Origin of the sequence: Streptococcus sp. VTCC 12905, assembly GCF_049893385.1 — a bacterium.
In the GTDB taxonomy this organism is placed as follows: Bacteria; Bacillota; Bacilli; order Lactobacillales; family Streptococcaceae; genus Streptococcus; species Streptococcus suis_AA.
Genome location: NZ_JBMVJC010000007.1, coordinates 20,526 through 37,525 on the forward strand (window position 1 = coordinate 20,526; position 17,000 = coordinate 37,525).

17 protein-coding genes and 1 pseudogene are annotated in these 17,000 nt (G+C 38.9%); 16 read left to right on the forward strand and 2 right to left on the reverse strand.

Annotated elements, in window-relative coordinates:
* The first annotated feature begins 6 nt into the window (after positions 1 to 6).
* Both ndk and lepA read left to right on the forward strand, forming a co-directional pair.
* Complete coding sequence (gene ndk, locus ACPC58_RS03875) at positions 7 to 420, forward strand: nucleoside-diphosphate kinase (protein WP_318150306.1); 414 nt, start codon at positions 7 to 9, stop codon at positions 418 to 420.
* A gap of 97 nt (positions 421 to 517) precedes the next feature.
* Complete coding sequence (gene lepA, locus ACPC58_RS03880; RefSeq protein WP_217373802.1) at positions 518 to 2,350, forward strand: translation elongation factor 4; 1,833 nt, start codon at positions 518 to 520, stop codon at positions 2,348 to 2,350.
* Positions 2,351 to 2,399: 49 nt separating this feature from the next.
* On the opposite strand, the gene ACPC58_RS03885 is transcribed toward lepA, so the two are convergent.
* Positions 2,400 to 2,582, reverse strand: a complete 183-nt coding sequence (locus ACPC58_RS03885; RefSeq protein WP_002934978.1) for a 4-oxalocrotonate tautomerase — start codon at positions 2,580 to 2,582, stop codon at positions 2,400 to 2,402.
* Between the two features lie 131 nt (positions 2,583 to 2,713).
* Here ACPC58_RS03885 and ACPC58_RS03890 point away from each other — a divergent pair, with 131 nt between their 5' ends.
* From ACPC58_RS03890 to ACPC58_RS03955, 14 genes and pseudogenes are all read left to right on the forward strand, one after another.
* Positions 2,714 to 2,947, forward strand: coding sequence for a hypothetical protein (locus ACPC58_RS03890; RefSeq protein WP_254451575.1), 234 nt, complete (start codon positions 2,714 to 2,716; stop codon positions 2,945 to 2,947).
* A 129-nt stretch (positions 2,948 to 3,076) separates the two neighbouring features.
* Positions 3,077 to 3,841: a hypothetical protein gene (locus tag ACPC58_RS03895; RefSeq protein WP_434065312.1), complete on the forward strand. Its 765-nt coding sequence runs from the start codon at positions 3,077 to 3,079 to the stop codon at positions 3,839 to 3,841.
* A gap of 60 nt (positions 3,842 to 3,901) precedes the next feature.
* Positions 3,902 to 4,066: an excalibur calcium-binding domain-containing protein gene (locus tag ACPC58_RS03900; RefSeq protein ID WP_434065346.1), complete on the forward strand. Its 165-nt coding sequence runs from the start codon at positions 3,902 to 3,904 to the stop codon at positions 4,064 to 4,066.
* A 117-nt stretch (positions 4,067 to 4,183) separates the two neighbouring features.
* Positions 4,184 to 4,756 (forward strand): thymidine kinase, encoded by a 573-nt coding sequence (locus ACPC58_RS03905; RefSeq protein ID WP_024392197.1) that lies wholly within the window; start codon positions 4,184 to 4,186, stop codon positions 4,754 to 4,756.
* A 533-nt stretch (positions 4,757 to 5,289) separates the two neighbouring features.
* Positions 5,290 to 6,369, forward strand: a complete 1,080-nt coding sequence (prfA, locus tag ACPC58_RS03910) for a peptide chain release factor 1 (RefSeq protein ID WP_318150302.1) — start codon at positions 5,290 to 5,292, stop codon at positions 6,367 to 6,369.
* A complete protein-coding gene (gene prmC / locus ACPC58_RS03915) occupies positions 6,369 to 7,202 on the forward strand; it encodes a peptide chain release factor N(5)-glutamine methyltransferase (RefSeq protein ID WP_434065313.1) in 834 nt (277 codons plus the stop codon). Before prfA ends, prmC begins: the two co-directional genes overlap by 1 nt.
* Positions 7,189 to 7,791: an L-threonylcarbamoyladenylate synthase gene (locus ACPC58_RS03920; RefSeq protein WP_434065314.1), complete on the forward strand. Its 603-nt coding sequence runs from the start codon at positions 7,189 to 7,191 to the stop codon at positions 7,789 to 7,791. The genes prmC and ACPC58_RS03920 overlap by 14 nt, the downstream gene beginning before the upstream one ends.
* 172 nt (positions 7,792 to 7,963) lie before the next feature.
* Positions 7,964 to 9,220, forward strand: a complete 1,257-nt coding sequence (glyA, locus tag ACPC58_RS03925; protein WP_434065315.1) for a serine hydroxymethyltransferase — start codon at positions 7,964 to 7,966, stop codon at positions 9,218 to 9,220.
* 3 nt (positions 9,221 to 9,223) lie between these two features.
* Positions 9,224 to 10,198, forward strand: a complete 975-nt coding sequence (locus ACPC58_RS03930; protein ID WP_217373797.1) for a nucleoid-associated protein — start codon at positions 9,224 to 9,226, stop codon at positions 10,196 to 10,198.
* The gene (locus tag ACPC58_RS03935) at positions 10,199 to 10,798 is read left to right on the forward strand and encodes a lysozyme family protein (protein ID WP_277843739.1); all 600 of its coding nucleotides are present in this window, start codon (positions 10,199 to 10,201) and stop codon (positions 10,796 to 10,798) included.
* Positions 10,799 to 11,124: 326 nt separating this feature from the next.
* Positions 11,125 to 13,965: a starch-binding protein gene (locus tag ACPC58_RS03940; RefSeq protein WP_434065316.1), complete on the forward strand. Its 2,841-nt coding sequence runs from the start codon at positions 11,125 to 11,127 to the stop codon at positions 13,963 to 13,965.
* Between the two features lie 116 nt (positions 13,966 to 14,081).
* The gene (locus tag ACPC58_RS03945; protein ID WP_217373794.1) at positions 14,082 to 14,840 is read left to right on the forward strand and encodes an SDR family NAD(P)-dependent oxidoreductase; all 759 of its coding nucleotides are present in this window, start codon (positions 14,082 to 14,084) and stop codon (positions 14,838 to 14,840) included.
* A gap of 9 nt (positions 14,841 to 14,849) precedes the next feature.
* Positions 14,850 to 15,605: a DUF6287 domain-containing protein gene (locus tag ACPC58_RS03950; protein ID WP_434065317.1), complete on the forward strand. Its 756-nt coding sequence runs from the start codon at positions 14,850 to 14,852 to the stop codon at positions 15,603 to 15,605.
* A 54-nt stretch (positions 15,606 to 15,659) separates the two neighbouring features.
* Positions 15,660 to 15,970 (forward strand): annotated as a pseudogene (locus ACPC58_RS03955) (HIRAN domain-containing protein).
* 18 nt (positions 15,971 to 15,988) lie between these two features.
* Here the strand turns inward: ACPC58_RS03955 and ACPC58_RS03960 are convergent.
* Positions 15,989 to 16,846 carry a hypothetical protein gene (locus ACPC58_RS03960; protein ID WP_434065318.1) on the reverse strand — a complete coding sequence of 286 codons (858 nt, stop codon included), beginning with the start codon at positions 16,844 to 16,846 and terminating at the stop codon, positions 15,989 to 15,991.
* Positions 16,847 to 17,000: the final 154 nt, after the last annotated feature.

Consider the following 17,000-nt stretch of genomic DNA (forward strand, 5'->3'; position numbering starts at 1 on the left):
AAAGCAATGGAACGTACATTCTTCATTATCAAACCGGATGCTCTTGAGCGAGGATTGGTAGGACAAATTCTTTCACGTATTGAACGTAGAGGATTCAAGATTCGTGATTTGAAGATGCTGACTGCAACAGAAGCATTAATTGCGAAACATTATGATCATTTGACTGACAAACCTTTCTTTCCGCAATTGGTTCAATATATGACTAGTGGTCCTGTCATTGCTGGGGTTTTGGAAGGTCCAGAAGTGATCAAATCATGGAGAGATATGATGGGTGCTACTAATCCGGTCAATGCACTTCCAGGAACTATTCGTGGGGATTTTGCAACGGCACCAGTTGGTGGAATGGTAGAGAATGTCGTACATGGATCAGATTGCTCAGAAGCAGCTGAACGTGAAATTTCTTTATGGTTAGGACAATAGCAGAGTAGGCACCTATATTTCTAGGTGTTTTTCTTATGGAAAGTTCTAGCCAAATCTGATATAATGAAGAGTATTATACCCTTGTAAAGGATGAAACATGAATTTAGAAGAATTAAAAAAACGACAGGAGAAAATCCGTAATTTCTCCATTATTGCCCACATTGACCATGGGAAATCAACCTTGGCTGACCGCATACTCGAAAAGACAGAAACAGTTTCTAGTCGTGAAATGCAGGCTCAATTGTTAGATAGCATGGATTTGGAGCGTGAACGTGGCATAACCATTAAGCTAAATGCTATTGAGCTTAACTATACTGCCAAAGATGGAGAAACCTATATCTTCCATTTGATAGACACTCCAGGACACGTTGACTTTACCTATGAAGTTTCTCGTTCGCTTGCTGCCTGTGAAGGAGCAATTCTGGTAGTTGATGCAGCCCAAGGCATTGAAGCACAAACACTTGCAAATGTTTATTTGGCTCTGGATAATGACCTTGAAATCTTGCCAGTCATTAATAAGATTGATCTACCAGCTGCAGATCCTGAGCGTGTTCGTCAAGAAATTGAAGATGTCATTGGTTTGGACGCTTCGGAAGCGGTTCCGGCTTCAGCTAAATCAGGAATTGGTATTGAGGAGATTCTTGAACAAATCGTAGAGAAAGTTCCCGCTCCAACAGGTGATGTTGAAGCCCCATTGCAGGCCTTAATTTTTGACTCTGTCTATGATCCCTATCGTGGGGTCATCCTCCAAGTCCGTATTGTTAATGGGGTTGTAAAGCCCGGTGATACCATCCAAATGATGAGCAATGGCAAGACCTTCGATGTTACGGAAGTCGGAATTTTTGCACCAAAAGCTATTGGCCGTGATTTCCTAGCAGTTGGAGATGTTGGTTATATCGCAGCTTCTATCAAGACCGTGGCAGATACCCGTGTCGGTGATACGGTGACCTTAGCGGAAAATCCTGCTAGCGAACCACTAGCAGGCTACAAGCAGATGAACCCAATGGTCTTCGCTGGGATCTATCCAATTGACTCCAACAAGTACAACGACCTCCGTGAAGCCCTGGAAAAGCTCCAGCTCAACGATGCCAGCTTGCAGTTCGAACCTGAAACATCGCAGGCTCTCGGATTTGGTTTCCGTTGTGGCTTCTTAGGTCTCTTGCACATGGATGTTATTCAAGAACGGATAGAGCGTGAATTTAACATTGACCTCATCATGACAGCACCGTCGGTAGTTTATCATGTTAACATGACGGACGGTGAAACGATTGATGTAGCCAACCCCTCAGAATTCCCAGATCCTACAAAAATTGCAAGTATTGAGGAGCCTTATGTTAAGGCACAAATCATGGTGCCACAGGAATATGTCGGTGCGGTCATGGAATTGACCCAACGCAAACGTGGTGACTTTGTGACAATGGATTATATCGATGATAACCGTGTAAATGTCATCTACCAAATTCCACTTGCGGAGATTGTCTTTGATTTCTTTGATAAACTCAAGTCATCTACTCGTGGATACGCTAGCTTTGACTATGAAATTTCTGAATATCGTACATCTAAGTTAGTGAAAATGGATATTCTCTTGAACGGTGACAAGGTAGATGCCCTCAGCTTTATCGTCCACAAGGAATTTGCTTACGAACGTGGGAAAATCATCGTGGACAAACTCAAGAAAATCATCCCTCGTCAACAGTTTGAAGTGCCAATCCAAGCTGCAATCGGTCAAAAAATTGTTGCCCGTAGCGACATCAAGGCTCTTCGGAAGAACGTTTTGGCCAAGTGTTATGGTGGTGACGTTTCCCGTAAACGCAAACTCCTAGAAAAACAAAAAGCCGGTAAAAAACGGATGAAAGCCATCGGCTCTGTCGAAGTTCCACAAGAAGCCTTCCTCAGTGTTCTCAGTATGGATGAAGACGATAAGAGATAATCTTGATATAAAGAAACACTCCTGCATTTTGTTGCAAGAGTGTTTTCTCTTATTTACGTTTCATTTCACCTTGTGGGTAGTAAGTCCCTTCAGGCATATCATTGATGAAAACATGAATGGCTTCTTTTGGTGCGTTGGTATTACGAGATACAACCTCAGTTACTTCACGTGCAAGAGCAATTTTTTGTTCTTCTGTGCGTCCTTCAAACAAATCAATACGAACAAATGGCATATATTTCCTCCTTTATTTTTCGTTTATTGTACCATAGTTTTTAGGATTCTCCAAAGATATTTCTACAAATTATTGTAAATAAGTTTGCTAATTTTATATAATATCATTAGGAATATTCATGGAGAAGGAGTATGTCTAAGAGTAAAAATTTACAAGCAAGTATTGATTTTACAACAAACAAAAAACGTAAATTTTTTAATCGTAAAACAGGTGCCATTTTAGGTGGTGTAGTCGTGACACCCTTAGGAGGATCATACCTTACAACTGCCAAACTTCCAACTAAAGAACAGATTTTTGAAAAAAATATTGAAACTGTTTTGCAAGAATATAGTGATGCTGGTTTTGAAAATGTTCAAACTGTGTAGATAAGCGATATAGAGTATGGAGAAGTTTCTGAAAAAACTTTTGTTGAAACCGTATCAGTCGATGGCGAGGAATGGAAAGAAGGAAGTGTAGCAAAAGATAGTCCGATTGAAATTACCTACCATAGTGCTATGAAAGATGCTATGGAACCTCAGCTTACTGAAAATGGTAATATAAAGGATGTTGAAAAAGAATTTATTCAACTAGGATTTGAAAATATCACATTAACACCAATATTATTGGTTGCTGAAGGAAACGAAAAAAAGAAAGATATTGTGGATAGTATCAAGATTGGCTCATATGACTATCAGCTTGGCTATTTTTATTCAAAGAGTTTACCAGTCACTTTAACATACTTTGATGTGAGCAATGACAATGTAAAAATACCTGAAAATATGTCAAAAGGATCTAGTAAATCAGAAATTGAAAAACAGTTAAAATCAGCAGGATTTGTTAATATAACCCTAACACCGAAAGCTGATAAAGATAAAATCATGCACGAGAAGATCCAGTCAATCTTGTTAGTTGGAAAGGAATTAAAGCTAGATACAGAACAAGAAATTGTGGTTAAGAAAAATGTCCCTATCACAGTGGCTTACTCTGATTTTTCTAGTTTTGCAGAACTTCAAAATGCTATTTCAACCACGACAGTCTCTGATACTAAGAAATTATTTACAGATGGTGGTTTTTCACAGGTTTCTGAACAAGCAACTGAAACAAATGATATTTCTAAAAATGGGCAAATGATTGCAGTTGAAATTGATGGGAAAGATTTTAATAGCATTAACGATAAAGTAATAACAAAAAACAGTAAGGTAGTCATAAAATATTGGAATGCAGAAAAAGCAATTGCCGAGAAGGCTCGTAAGGAAGAGGAAGCTCGGCTTGTTGCCTAAGCCCAAAAAGCAGCTGAAGTGTAAAGAATACTAGAATCACAGGCACAAGCACAAAGTCAAATACAGCAGTTTGCTGGAACAACATCGGGAAGTGTATACTATAAAAATTGCACTGAAGCTCGGAATGCAGGAGCAGCCCCAGTACAAATTGGTGATCCGGGGAATGCCCACATTTGGACCGTGATGGTGGCGGCAATGGATGTGAGTAAGTTTTTTTCAAAGTAAAAATTAGGTAGTATTCATGGATTAGACAAGCTCGATTGAGCTTGTTTTTCTATTTCCCATAAACTCCAATTTATGATAGAATGAAAGGAGTGAAATTTTAAGATTGGAATGAGAAAAGTGGCTCAATTATATTATAAATATGGGACAATGAACTCAGGTAAGACTATTGAAATTCTCAAGGTTGCCCACAACTATGAAGAACAAGGAAAACCTGTTGTTATCATGACATCTGCGCTTGATACCCGTGATGCCTTTGGTGTTGTATCCAGTCGAATTGGCATGCGACGTGAAGCAGTAGCCATTGACGATGAGATGGATATTTTTGCTTTTATCGAAAAAATGGAACCCCGACCTTATTGTGTTCTGATTGATGAAGCTCAATTTCTTCGACGTCATCATGTATATGCTCTTGCGCGTGTTGTAGATGAACTGGATGTACCTGTTATGGCTTTCGGTCTTAAAAATGATTTTCGAAATGAACTGTTTGAAGGTTCCCAACATTTGCTCTTATTGGCTGATAAATTAGATGAAATCAAAACAATCTGCCAATATTGTTCTAAAAAAGCGACAATGGTTTTGAGAACACAGGATGGAAAACCTACTTATGAAGGAGAACAAATCCAAATTGGTGGCAATGAAACCTACATTCCTGTCTGTCGCAAACATTATTTTTCACCAGAAATAAAATAATCATTTAGTCAATGGACTGAATGTACGTAAAAGAAATTTTAACGTAAGTTTCATTCCAAACAATTTTTAGAAAAAACTGAATACGGGCTACGAACTGTGCCTGTTTCATGACCTACATATTACAGAAAGGAAATGAACACGCCCTACAAGCTGTGTCAAAAAGATAATTTCTCCAAGTGTTTGTAACACTTGGTCAAAATTCCTATTTTGACTGTGCTTGCTTAACGGGCTTTGTATCTTAATGGAAATGAACACGCCCTACAAGCTAACAATTAGTGTGTTCTTCCCAATTTTTTAGAAAGGAACTGAATACGGGCTACGAACGGTGCCTGTTTCATGACCTACATATTACAGAAAGGAAATGAACACGCCCTACAAGCTAACTGGAAGTGTGTTCGGTCAAATATTTAGAAAGGAATCGAATACGGGCTACGAACTGTGCAAAAAAGATAGTTTTTTCTAGGACGCTTTCGTCCTTCGTCAAAACTCCTATTTTTGCTTTGTTCGTTTAACGCCCTTAATATCTTAAAATTATGAACATCTACGATAAATTACAGGCGGTGGAAGACCGCTACGAGGAACTTGGTGAATTGTTGTCTGACCCAGATGTAGTCAGCGATACCAAGCGTTTTATGGAGTTATCTAAGGAAGAAGCTGCAACTCGTGATACAGTAACAGCCTACCGCGAATATAAGACTGTACTTCAAAACATTGTCGATGCAGAAGAGATGATTAAAGAATCTTCTGGGGATGCTGACTTGGAGGAAATGGCTAAGGAAGAACTTAAACAAGCTAAGGCTGATAAAGAGGCTTACGAAGAAAAGCTCAAAATCCTTCTTTTACCAAAAGACCCTAACGATGATAAAAATATCATCTTGGAAATCCGTGGTGCTGCAGGTGGAGATGAAGCCGCCCTCTTTGCTGGAGACCTTTTGACCATGTATCAAAAGTATGCAGAAGGTCAAGGCTGGCGTTTTGAAGTCATGGAGGCTTCTTACAATGGTGTTGGCGGTATCAAGGAAGTGGTTGCCATGGTCTCTGGTCAATCCGTTTATTCAAAACTCAAGTATGAATCAGGAGCTCACCGTGTCCAACGTGTCCCTGTGACAGAAAGCCAAGGTCGTGTCCACACTTCAACAGCAACCGTTCTCATCATGCCAGAAGTTGAAGAAGTGGAATATGACATCGATCCAAAAGATCTTCGTGTCGATATTTACCACGCATCTGGTGCTGGTGGACAGAACGTCAACAAGGTTGCAACTGCCGTGCGTATCGTTCACTTGCCAACCAACATCAAGGTAGAAATGCAGGAAGAACGGACCCAGCAGAAAAACCGTGAAAAGGCAATGAAAATTATCCGTGCCCGTGTTGCGGACCACTTTGCACAGATTGCCCAAGATGAGCAGGATGCAGAGCGTAAATCAACTATCGGTACAGGTGACCGTTCAGAGCGTATCCGTACCTATAACTTTCCACAAAACCGTGTGACAGACCACCGTATCGGCTTGACCTTGCAAAAGCTGGATACTATCTTGTCAGGTAAGATGGATGAAATTGTAGATGCCCTTGTTCTCTACGATCAAACGCAAAAACTAGAAGAGCTTAACAAATAATGAATTACGCTCAATTATTTGCAGCATACGAAGAACAATTAGTCGCAATCGGTGAAGAGGCAGAATCCCTGTCCTTCACCTTTCGTGGCTTGAAGGGATTGAACTTTACGGAATTTCTCCTTCTGCTCCGTCAGGAAGTCACACCGACTGACAAAGAAGAGATTGATGCGATTTTTCAGCAACTTTCCCAGCACCGACCTGCCCAATACATTATCAGCAAGGCTGATTTTCATGGCTTGGAGTTCATGGTAGATGAGCGAGTCTTGATTCCAAGACCTGAAACGGAAGAATTAGTCGATTTGATTTTGCAGGAAAATATTGGAGCAGATTTGCGTATCTTAGATATCGGTACAGGAAGCGGTGCCATAGCTATTTCCCTTGCAAAAGCTAGACCTGATTGGGAAGTGGTAGCGGTGGATATTTCTGAGGATGCCTTAGCAGTGGCTCAGGAAAATGCAAGAAATAACCAAGTCTCTGTCCACTTTCTAGAATCGGATGTCTTGCAAGCTGTGACAGGGAAATTTGACATAATTGTTTCAAACCCACCATATATCTCGCAAGATGACACAGATGAAGTTGGGCTCAATGTATTGACTTCTGAGCCCCATCTGGCCTTATTTGCGGAAGAAAACGGCATGGCTATTTATAGACAAATTGCGGAGCAAGCAGGGGCATTCTTGAAGAAAAATGGAAAACTCTACTTTGAAATTGGCTATAAACAAGGGCAAGACCTAACCGACTTGCTTACTCTGCATTTCCCCAAAAAGCGAATTCGAGTCCTCAAAGACCAATTTGGACAGGATAGAAAGGTTGTAGCGGATGATAATGGATAAACTCCGAAAAATTCTAACTAGTGGAGGGGCTGTCGTTCTTCCCACTGAAACAGTCTATGGACTGTTTGCCCAAGCTTTAAATGAAGAGGCGGTCAATACTGTCTATCAGTTGAAACAGCGCCCTAGGGACAAGGCAATGAACTTAAATGTCTCAAATCTGAACGATATTATTTTTTTCAGTCAAAATACACCCTTTTTTCTGGAAAAACTGTATAATAGGTTTATGCCAGGACCGCTAACGATTATCCTAAAAGCGAATGAAAATGTTCCTTTTTGGGTTAATTCTGGACTGGATACTGTTGGATTCCGTGTACCTAATCACGTAAAAACCTTACAATTGATTTCTGAGACTGGTCCACTTATTGGACCGTCCGCCAATATTTCAGGAAATGAAAGTGGCAAGAAGTTTTCGGACATCCAGGCACAATTTTCAGTTGATTTGCCTGGCATTGAGGACGACCAAGCCTTGACAGGCATTGATTCAACGATTTTGGACCTTTCTGGACAGAAAGCGCGGATTTTGCGTCAAGGTGCAATAAGTCGTGAGCTCATTCAAAAAGAAATACCTGAAATTGAATTTGAGGATTAAAGAATGTTCGAGGATTAAAGAATGTTTCGAGTAGATGAATGGCTCCATTCACATATTTAAACCATCATTTATATCTAAGAAATTCAAATATAAGTTTTTTGCTAACACTAGGGATGCCAATCTGACAAGTCGCATAACCATTACATCAAGCACTAATAAAGGAGAAACGCATATGATTTTTGATAAAGTTGACTTTAAAAACTTCGATAAAGAGGTTTGGGATGCTATTCAAGCTGAAGAAAAACGCCAACAAAATAATATCGAATTGATCGCGTCTGAAAACGTTGTTTCTAAAGCTGTTATGGCAGCTCAAGGTTCTATTTTGACCAATAAGTATGCTGAAGGCTATCCAGGCCGTCGTTACTATGGCGGTACGGAATGCGTTGACGTAGTTGAAAGTTTAGCTATTGAACGTGCTAAAGAAATTTTCGGTGCAAAATTTGCTAACGTTCAGCCACACTCAGGAAGCCAGGCCAATTGTGCTGCCTACATGGCCTTGATTGAGCCAGGAGACACTGTTATGGGGATGGACTTAGCTGCAGGTGGTCATTTGACGCACGGTGCATCAGTTAGCTTCTCAGGGCAAACTTACAACTTTGTCGCTTACAATGTTGATGAAGAAACTGGCTTGCTTGATTACAATGCCATTTTAGAACAAGCAAAAGAAGTACAACCAAAATTGATTGTAGCAGGTGCTTCAGCCTATGCTCGTACGATTGACTTTGCTAAATTCCGTGAGATTGCTGATGCAGTTGGTGCAAAATTGATGGTGGATATGGCACATATTGCTGGACTAGTAGCCGCTGGTCTCCATCCCAACCCGGTTCCGCATGCTCATATCACTACTACAACAACGCATAAAACTCTTCGTGGTCCACGTGGTGGATTGATTTTGACGAATGACGAAGAACTTATTAAGAAAATCAACTCAGCCATTTTCCCTGGAATTCAAGGTGGTCCATTAGAGCATGTTATTGCTGCAAAAGCCGTATCTTTCAAAGAAGTTTTGGACCCAGCTTTCAAAGACTATGCTCAAAAAGTGATTGAAAACAGCAAGGCCATGGCTGAAGTCTTCCTTGCAAACCCTAACTTTAAAGTCATCACAGGAGGAACAGACAATCATCTCTTCCTAGTTGACGTGACAAAAGTCGTTGAAAACGGTAAGGTTGCTCAGCATCTCCTCGATGAAGTAAATATAACACTTAATAAAAATTCAATTCCTTATGAAAAACTTTCACCATTCAAGACAAGTGGTATCCGCATCGGCTCAGCAGCTATTACAGCCCGTGGTTTTGGTGTTGAAGAAGCTCGTAAGGTTGCTCAATTAACAATTAAAGCACTTGAAAATGCTGAGAATGATGCAGTTCTTGAAGAAGTTCGCCAAGAAGTTCGTGCTTTAACAGATCAATTCCCTCTTTACGAAAATTAAAATATGGATATATTTGTAAAAAAAGCTATTATACATCAATTTAGTCCCGATGATACAGAGCTGGTCCTTGCCGACCAGCTTTTGACTGTTAGTCCCAAAATAGAAGAATATTTGCGCAAAAAAATTGAACGTGTTTTTTCTGATGAGGCTAAAACAGGTCAATTCAATTCTGACAATCCCTTTCTAGATCATCTAAAGGGTGATTTGTTGTCGAATTCAGTAAAGATTGCTAATTTCTGGAAAGAAGAATTTTCAATTTCTGAGAATTTAAAAACCAATGACCTCATTTTTATCGAGTTTGAACGAAATGGTGTTGAACATTTTGCCTTTTTGAGAATCTCACTGCGTGAAAATCTCGCCCACATTGGTCTGGAAAGCGGAAGTCCTTTAAGAATCACCCAGAATAATTTACCTGGAGCAGGTTCAGCACCTGATGAAGCTTTGATTGTCAATCTTCAAACGCGGAAGTATCATTTGATTGAGAAAAGAATCAAACACAATGGAACCTTCCTCAATTATTTCTCAGATAATCTTCTGCAAGTCACACCAGCTATTTCTGCAAAGAAATCAATCAAAGCAGTAGAGCAAACTGCACAGAAGATTGCTGACAATTTCCATCAAGGTGATTTTCAATTTCAATCGAAAGTCAAATCAGTTATTTTCAACAATTTGGAGGAAGATAATGAGCTTTCTCCAGAAAAATTGGCTGATCAGTTATTCGATAACAACCTGACTGCTCGTTTAAATTTCGTCGATCAACTGAAAGAGGTCATACCTGATAAGATTTCATTTGATGAGATTGATAGTAGTCGTCAACTCAAGAAATTTGAAAACCAAAAGCTTTCTTTATCAAATGGCATTGAATTGATTGTACCTAACGCAATCTATGAGGATGCTGAATCTGTTGAGTTTATTCAAAATGAAAACGGAACCTATTCGATCCTCATCAAAAATATTGAAGATATAAAGAGTAAGTAAATGAAAAAACTGAGACGCATTCTAGTGATGCTTTTATTGATTTTTCTTGGCTATAAAGGTTTCCAGACCTATCACGCTGTCAAACAAGTAATGGCCTATCAAACAATGGTACAAGAAGTACTAGCTGAAAATGATACACCTGCTAACGAAGAATTGGTTTTGGCCATGATTTATACAGAAACAAAAGGATTAGAAGCTGATGTCATGCAATCTAGTGAGTCCGTAACAGGTTATACGAATACGATCACAGATAGCAAAGAAAGTATTCGCCAAGGTGTAATCTATCTCACTGAAAATTTGCAACTGGCAGAAGAAAAAGGGGTAGAAGTTTGGACAGCAGTTCAAGCCTATAATTTTGGGCCAGCCTATATTGACTATACCGCAGAACATGGTGGAGAACATACGCTAGCCTTGGCAAAAGAATATTCTAAGACTGTCGTTGCTCCTAGTTTAGGTAATACAACAGGGGAAACTTATACCTATTATCATCCTTTAGCATTGCTCAGTGGTGGAAAATTATATGTAAATGGCGGCAATATTTATTATGCAAGACAGGTTCAGTTCAATATGCGACTCATGCAATTCTTAAATTTTTTCTGATGACATACAAAAACTCGTTGAAGTTCAATGAGTTTTTTAGTTAGTCCAAAATAGTTAACGGTAACAAAATTTTCCCTGAAGTAGCATAAATTGACAGTAAAACCTGATACAGAGCGGTTTTTCATGATTTTTTAGCTGTTTGAAATCAACCGACAAATATGATATTATCATTTTGCAACCGTTTGCATTTGGCGAATGATTTAATTTTGAAAGAAAGGAGAGTACTTATTCCTCTACAGTTGATTGCTAGGTTCAAGGTCATCAACTGTAGATATATTTTTTCAAGAAAATGCGAACGTTTTCATATTATTTTTTAGGAGGTTTATATGGCTTATCAAAGTCAAAGTAAGAGAATACTATCCAAACTGGTAAAAAAAGCGGTTAGTGTTACCCTGATTTTATCCATGTTTGCTGGAATTGAACAGGCATTCACAATCACTTCAGTAAATGGTGAAACAATCGTTGCCAGCTCCAACCAGCAGGTTTCAATGAAAGATGGGACTGTTTTGCATGCTTGGTGTTGGTCGTTTAATGCTATCAAAGAAAATATGGCGGCCATTAAAGAAGCAGGCTATACAAGTGTTCAAACATCCCCAATTAATGCTGTAGTTGTTGGGAATGGTGGTGATAAGAAATTTACAAATCAATGGTACTATCATTATCAACCAACTGCCTATACGATTGGTAACTATCAGCTTGGGACTGAAGCTGAATTTGTCGAGATGAATCGTGTCGCAGAGCAGTATGGTATAAAAATTATAGTTGATGCAGTACTGAATCATACTACTTCTGATTATAATAAGATCTCTTCAGAAATTAAATCCATTACAAAATGGTCTCATGGAAATACTAAAATTGAAAACTGGAGGAGTCGTGAGGAAGTAACTCAAAAGTCTCTGCTTCAGCTCTGGGAATGGAATACACAAAATCCAGAAGTACAACAGTATTTATTGAAATTCTTAAAAAATGCAGTTGCTGATGGAGCGGATGGATTTCGTTATGATGCTGCAAAACATATCGAATTACCAGGAGAATATCCTAACGAATTTGGTAGTAATTTCTGGAATGTTATATTAAATAATGGTTCTGAGTTCCAATATGGTGAAGTGTTACAAGACAATATTTCACGTGATGCAGATTATGCGAACTTGATGAGCATTACTGCATCCCAATATGGGCACTCTATCCGAGACATGCTCCGCAATCGAAATGTCAATGCTGGAAATCTTGGCAACTACCAAGCAGGAGTAGATCCTTCTAAACTTGTACTTTGGGTCGAATCTCACGATACATATGCAAACGGAAAGACGGATAGTGAATCTGAATCAGCTTGGATGAGCGATGAAGATTTGAAACTTGGCTGGGCAATGATTACTGCACGCGCCAAAGGTACACCTCTATTCTTCTCACGTCCAGTTGGTGGCGGTAATGGTGTCCGTTTCCCTGAACAAACTAAAATCGGTGATGCAGGTAGCAATCTTTATAAAGACCCTACGATTGTAGCAGTAAACAAATTCCATAATGCCATGGTTGGTCAATCAGAATATATTCGGAACCCGAATGGTGATACATCCGTTGCCATGATTGAACGAGGCACTCAAGGCGCAGTAATTGCAAACCTTTCCGACAGTGAGAAAAACTTAAATACTGAGACAAAATTGGCGAATGGAACCTATAAAGACCAAATTTCTGGTAAAACCTACACTGTTTCGAACGGACGATTAAGTGGTTCCATTGCGAGACGATCAGTATTAGTATTAACAAAAGGTGAGAGTTTTGATAATCTAGCATCCTTGTCAGTTCAAGGATATCAAGCAGGCAGCCATACTTTCTTGACAGATACATTAAATCTTACATTACAAACTTCTAATACTAGTGAGGCTACCTATTCTGTCAATAATGGCGCTCCAATTAAATTTGAAAATGGAAAAGTCATTACAATCGGAAGTCAAGTGCAATTTGGTGAAACAGTAACGGTTACATTATCTGCTAAAAACGCTAAAGGTGAGACAGTTCAATCCGTTTATCGCTTTACAAAAGAAGATCCGAATGCCAATACAACCATTCGCTTTGAAAATCCAGATAAATGGACAGATGTCTTTGTTTATATGTATAATGCCAAAGGTGAAAAATTGTTGGGTGCATGGCCAGGAACTAAGATGGAAAAAGATGGTACAGGTCTTTTCGCCATCACTCTTCCAACATCATACGAGACTGATGGCGTAAAAGTACTCTTTTCTAACAACAAAGGAGCACAGTATCCACGATCCCTTGGTTTTGAATTTAAATCAGGCGGAACATATTCTAAAGATGGTTTAGTTGCCGAACAACCTGCTAGCGAGTTCAAAGAAGAAAATGAAGAGCTTCCAATTCCATTTGAAACAGAGTATGTAGACAATCCTGAACTTGAAAAAGGACAGAAAGTAACTCGCGTTGAAGGTCAAGACGGAGTGAAGACAATAACTTACCGTTCAGAGTACATTGGTGATCAACTTGTTTCTAAGACAAAAATCAGTGAAACAGTTAGCAAAGAGCCAGTAACACAAGTTGTTGAAGTCGGTACAAAACTCCCAGACATCGAGCAACAAATTGCCCACCGTATTTACTTCAACAATTCACAAGGTTGGTCTAAGGTCTACACCTATGTTTATGATAATAAAGGTGTACCACTCGTTGGAAATTGGCCAGGTAAAGAAATGAGTCAAGATGAGTACGGATATTATATTGAGCTTGGTGAAGAATTTGCAGGTGGTAAAGTAATTTTCAATAATCCTGTTACGAAAGTTCAATTCCCAGCTCAAAATAAACCTGGCTATGATTTGGAACTTGGACAAGTCTATGAACTAGACGGTAGCCATAGAGCCGTTTTACCAGAACCAGTTGCCGAAGGCCTTACCCGTATTACCTTTGAAAATCCTGGTGGATGGGGTGCTGCAAATGTCTATGCCTATTATGGTAATCCAATTCAAATGCCTTTGGGAGCTTGGCCTGGTCAAGCTATGCTGAAAGATGGCAAAGGACATTTCTATATCGATTTACCAGAAGAATATGCAAATTCTAATGTAAAATTATTATTTAATAAACCAAATTCTACTATTCAATTCCCGGTCTCAGTTGGTTTTGATTTTAAAGTAGATGGCCATTATACCAAAGATGGTCTAAAATAAGTGTGTTTCCTTCCTAAAAAATAAGGTCCCCTGTCGATAGGGGATCTTATTTTGTGCTCTGTGATTTTCCTTTCTATTCAAAAAAGTAGTATAATATAGAAATAGGAGAAAGAATGATGAAACGAAATGTATTGATTACAGGTGCAAGTAGCGGAATCGGTAAAGCAATCGCTTACGCCTTTGCAGAAAATGGTGATAATCTCGTTATTACGGGTCGCAGATTTGACAAACTAGAAGAAATTAAACATGACATTGAAAAGCAATTCCATGTCCAAGTATCCATTTATTCATTTGATATTACGAATATGGAGCAAACAATCATAAATTGTCAAAAAATCATAGAAGAAGTTGGACAAATTCATATTTTGGTAAACAATGCTGGCCTGGCATTGGGATTGGACAAATTTCAAGACTATGATTTGACTGATATGATGACAATGATTGATACTAATATTAAAGGATTACTAACTGTGACACGTCAGTTATTGCCACAAATGGTTGAAAATAATGAAGGTCATATTATTAATATTGGATCAACGGCCGGTATTTACGCCTATGCAGGAGCTGCTGTCTACGCTGCAACCAAATCAGCTGTCAAGGTGCTTTCAGACGGTATTCGTATTGATACGATTGATAAAAATATCAAGGTAACTACCTTACAACCAGGTATTGTTGAGACTGACTTTAGCCAAGTTCGTTTTCATGGAGATAAGGAGAGAGCAGCGACAGTTTATCAAGGGATTGATGCTTTGCAAGCTAGCGATATTGCACAATGTACTCTTTTCGTTGCAAATCAACCTGCACACGTTCAGATTTCTGATATGACTATTATGGCAACCAAACAGGCAACTGGATTTACTATTCATAGAGAATAGGAGAAAGGCATGTCAAAGAGAATTTTATGTATTATTCTGGGTGTGATTACAGTTTTTGTACTTCCAGCTTGCAATGCCAATAAGACGTCTACGACATCGTCAAACACTACTTCATCAACAAGTCAATTCTCAAGCACGAGTACCTCATCTACCAGTCATAAAGACATTCTTCCAATTTCAATAGATATAGATGCTTTGATACAGGGAAATTACGACAGTATTCTAGGTACTTGGCAGAATACCCAGGGAGATTCCTTGACATTTAATAGCAAGGGCTTGGTCACAGAGAATCGTGCTTTGCTTGGACGCGGGAAAATTATGGACGGGGTATTTGAAACAGGCTATGTAGATGCAAAAATTGGAGATGTAACATTACTGATGGTTCCGGGAGGAACTCAATTGAGCGCAACCTACCTAACAACTGGTACAGATACATCTGACTCCACACGTGACAGAATGATAGTGATTAGCCCGGCGTCTGCAGATTCAATGGAAGTCTATTATCGTCTATCTCAATCAGCTGATAATGGTATTGATCCGCTAAAGAATACTGAAACTGGGATTCAGCTGGAAAGTGGTCCTAAGACGATTGAATACGCAAACGCTATTTTAGGTGAAAACAACTGGCATGTGATTGAGGGAAATTACACCCGCACAGAATCTATCCCATACAATGTTATAGAGGGGAATGACGAAAGTCTGTATACTGTCTATCAGAATGGGGTTATTATCAATGCTAATTATCAAATCGTCTACCAACCATAAGAAATTTTTGGAGGTTAACACATGACTTATACTTCTTTTTAACCAACACGCAATGTGCAACATTTTCATTTGGCTGCATTTGCCTATTATGATGGGCTTTATGTGATTGATTAACTAAAACCAGGAACACCAGTAGAATTAGTAAGGGAACCTTCTAACCCACACGATTCTGAAGCGGTAGCAATCTTTTATCAGGGTACCAAATTAGGCTATATTCCATCTGATAAAACTCTTTGATCAGCCGATTGATTTACTTTGGACATGGAGATATTCTTGAGGCTCGTATTCAAATGTCTAACAGAGAGAACCATCCAGATCGCCAATTTCGCGTAGTTGTGAAATTAAAAGACAATCGTCGGAAATAAGAGGTGTCCACCGATACCTTATCTCAAACGGAGCTGCGCTTTTTGTTTTTGATTTTCAATGATACTTATAAAGGCTGCAAACTCGTCGTCTAGACGTTGTTGGTAAGCCTTATTTTTTATTGTTAGCTGGTCTAGAAAAACTGGATATGAGCCTTTCTTGTACAATTCACCTTGGAAGAAGTAGCGGTCCGACAGTTTATCAACAGAAAGAAGTGAGGAACGCCATCGACTTTTTCTTGTATGAGATGGCTTCCAAGATATTTTCAGTTGTTTTTCGTAAAAATACCATCCCATGATATAAATCTTAGTCACTTGTTTTCGTTTTATGTCTTGATAGAGGCAGGGAACAGCATAAACATTTCCATGTCTTGTTTTCAAAAAGGGATGAAAATCTTTTATTTTTTCATATTCTTTTCTAGGAATGATTTTTAATTGATTGTCTTTTATCGCAGATTTCTCATCAACAGTGTAGGAGTAGCGGTAGGGATCATAAACTGTTGCTTGTTCACGTGCTCGATATTGCTCTGCTATTGACTTAAAAATAGGTAATTGTCCGTGGCTTTCCATCAAATGTGAGAGACTGACTCCTCGTTGATTAGTATTTTTCCTTACTTCAAGGGCTTGACAGGTAGACCATGCAGAAACAGGAATTGTTCCCAAACCGATTAACAGATGATCGTTCTGAAAATGACTAGCAAATCTAGCTTCCTGAGTCTTTCCGGTCTCACTTTCTAAGTCGACAAAAACAAGTTCTTTATCCTGTTTAAAAACAAGTATATAATTGTCCGTGGTGTGCTCAAGTCTCTTCACAGGAACCGAATAAAAATGATGAAAATTTGGTAATCCTAATAGTTTTCCAAGTGTTAATGTTTTCATACAATCAGTATAACAAAAATGAATTTTCAAATCTACTAAAAAGTTTAATGCGTTAAACTAAAGTATGGTGTTCAAGATTCTACCAGTATTTTGGGATGTTAGATTTCCTTTGCTTGGGAAGTGTGACGCTGGTTTCAATTGTTGTTTAGTCGAA

Bases quoted from the DNA above. Each gene is read 5' to 3' on its own strand.
- ndk (WP_318150306.1), top strand. From the start codon at position 7: ATGGAACGTACATTCTTCATTATCAAACCGGATGCTCTTGAGCGAGGA.
- glyA (WP_434065315.1), top strand. From the start codon at position 7,964: ATGATTTTTGATAAAGTTGACTTTAAAAACTTCGATAAAGAGGTTTGG.
- ACPC58_RS03920 (WP_434065314.1), top strand. From the start codon at position 7,189: ATGATAATGGATAAACTCCGAAAAATTCTAACTAGTGGAGGGGCTGTC.
- ACPC58_RS03930 (WP_217373797.1), top strand. From the start codon at position 9,224: ATGGATATATTTGTAAAAAAAGCTATTATACATCAATTTAGTCCCGAT.
- ACPC58_RS03945 (WP_217373794.1), top strand. From the start codon at position 14,082: ATGAAACGAAATGTATTGATTACAGGTGCAAGTAGCGGAATCGGTAAA.
- ACPC58_RS03935 (WP_277843739.1), top strand. From the start codon at position 10,199: ATGAAAAAACTGAGACGCATTCTAGTGATGCTTTTATTGATTTTTCTT.
- ACPC58_RS03890 (WP_254451575.1), top strand. From the start codon at position 2,714: ATGTCTAAGAGTAAAAATTTACAAGCAAGTATTGATTTTACAACAAAC.
- ACPC58_RS03885 (WP_002934978.1), bottom strand. From the start codon at position 2,582: ATGCCATTTGTTCGTATTGATTTGTTTGAAGGACGCACAGAAGAACAA.
- ACPC58_RS03950 (WP_434065317.1), top strand. From the start codon at position 14,850: ATGTCAAAGAGAATTTTATGTATTATTCTGGGTGTGATTACAGTTTTT.
- ACPC58_RS03940 (WP_434065316.1), top strand. From the start codon at position 11,125: ATGGCTTATCAAAGTCAAAGTAAGAGAATACTATCCAAACTGGTAAAA.
- ACPC58_RS03960 (WP_434065318.1), bottom strand. From the start codon at position 16,846: ATGAAAACATTAACACTTGGAAAACTATTAGGATTACCAAATTTTCAT.
- lepA (WP_217373802.1), top strand. From the start codon at position 518: ATGAATTTAGAAGAATTAAAAAAACGACAGGAGAAAATCCGTAATTTC.
- prfA (WP_318150302.1), top strand. From the start codon at position 5,290: ATGAACATCTACGATAAATTACAGGCGGTGGAAGACCGCTACGAGGAA.
- prmC (WP_434065313.1), top strand. From the start codon at position 6,369: ATGAATTACGCTCAATTATTTGCAGCATACGAAGAACAATTAGTCGCA.
- ACPC58_RS03895 (WP_434065312.1), top strand. From the start codon at position 3,077: ATGAAAGATGCTATGGAACCTCAGCTTACTGAAAATGGTAATATAAAG.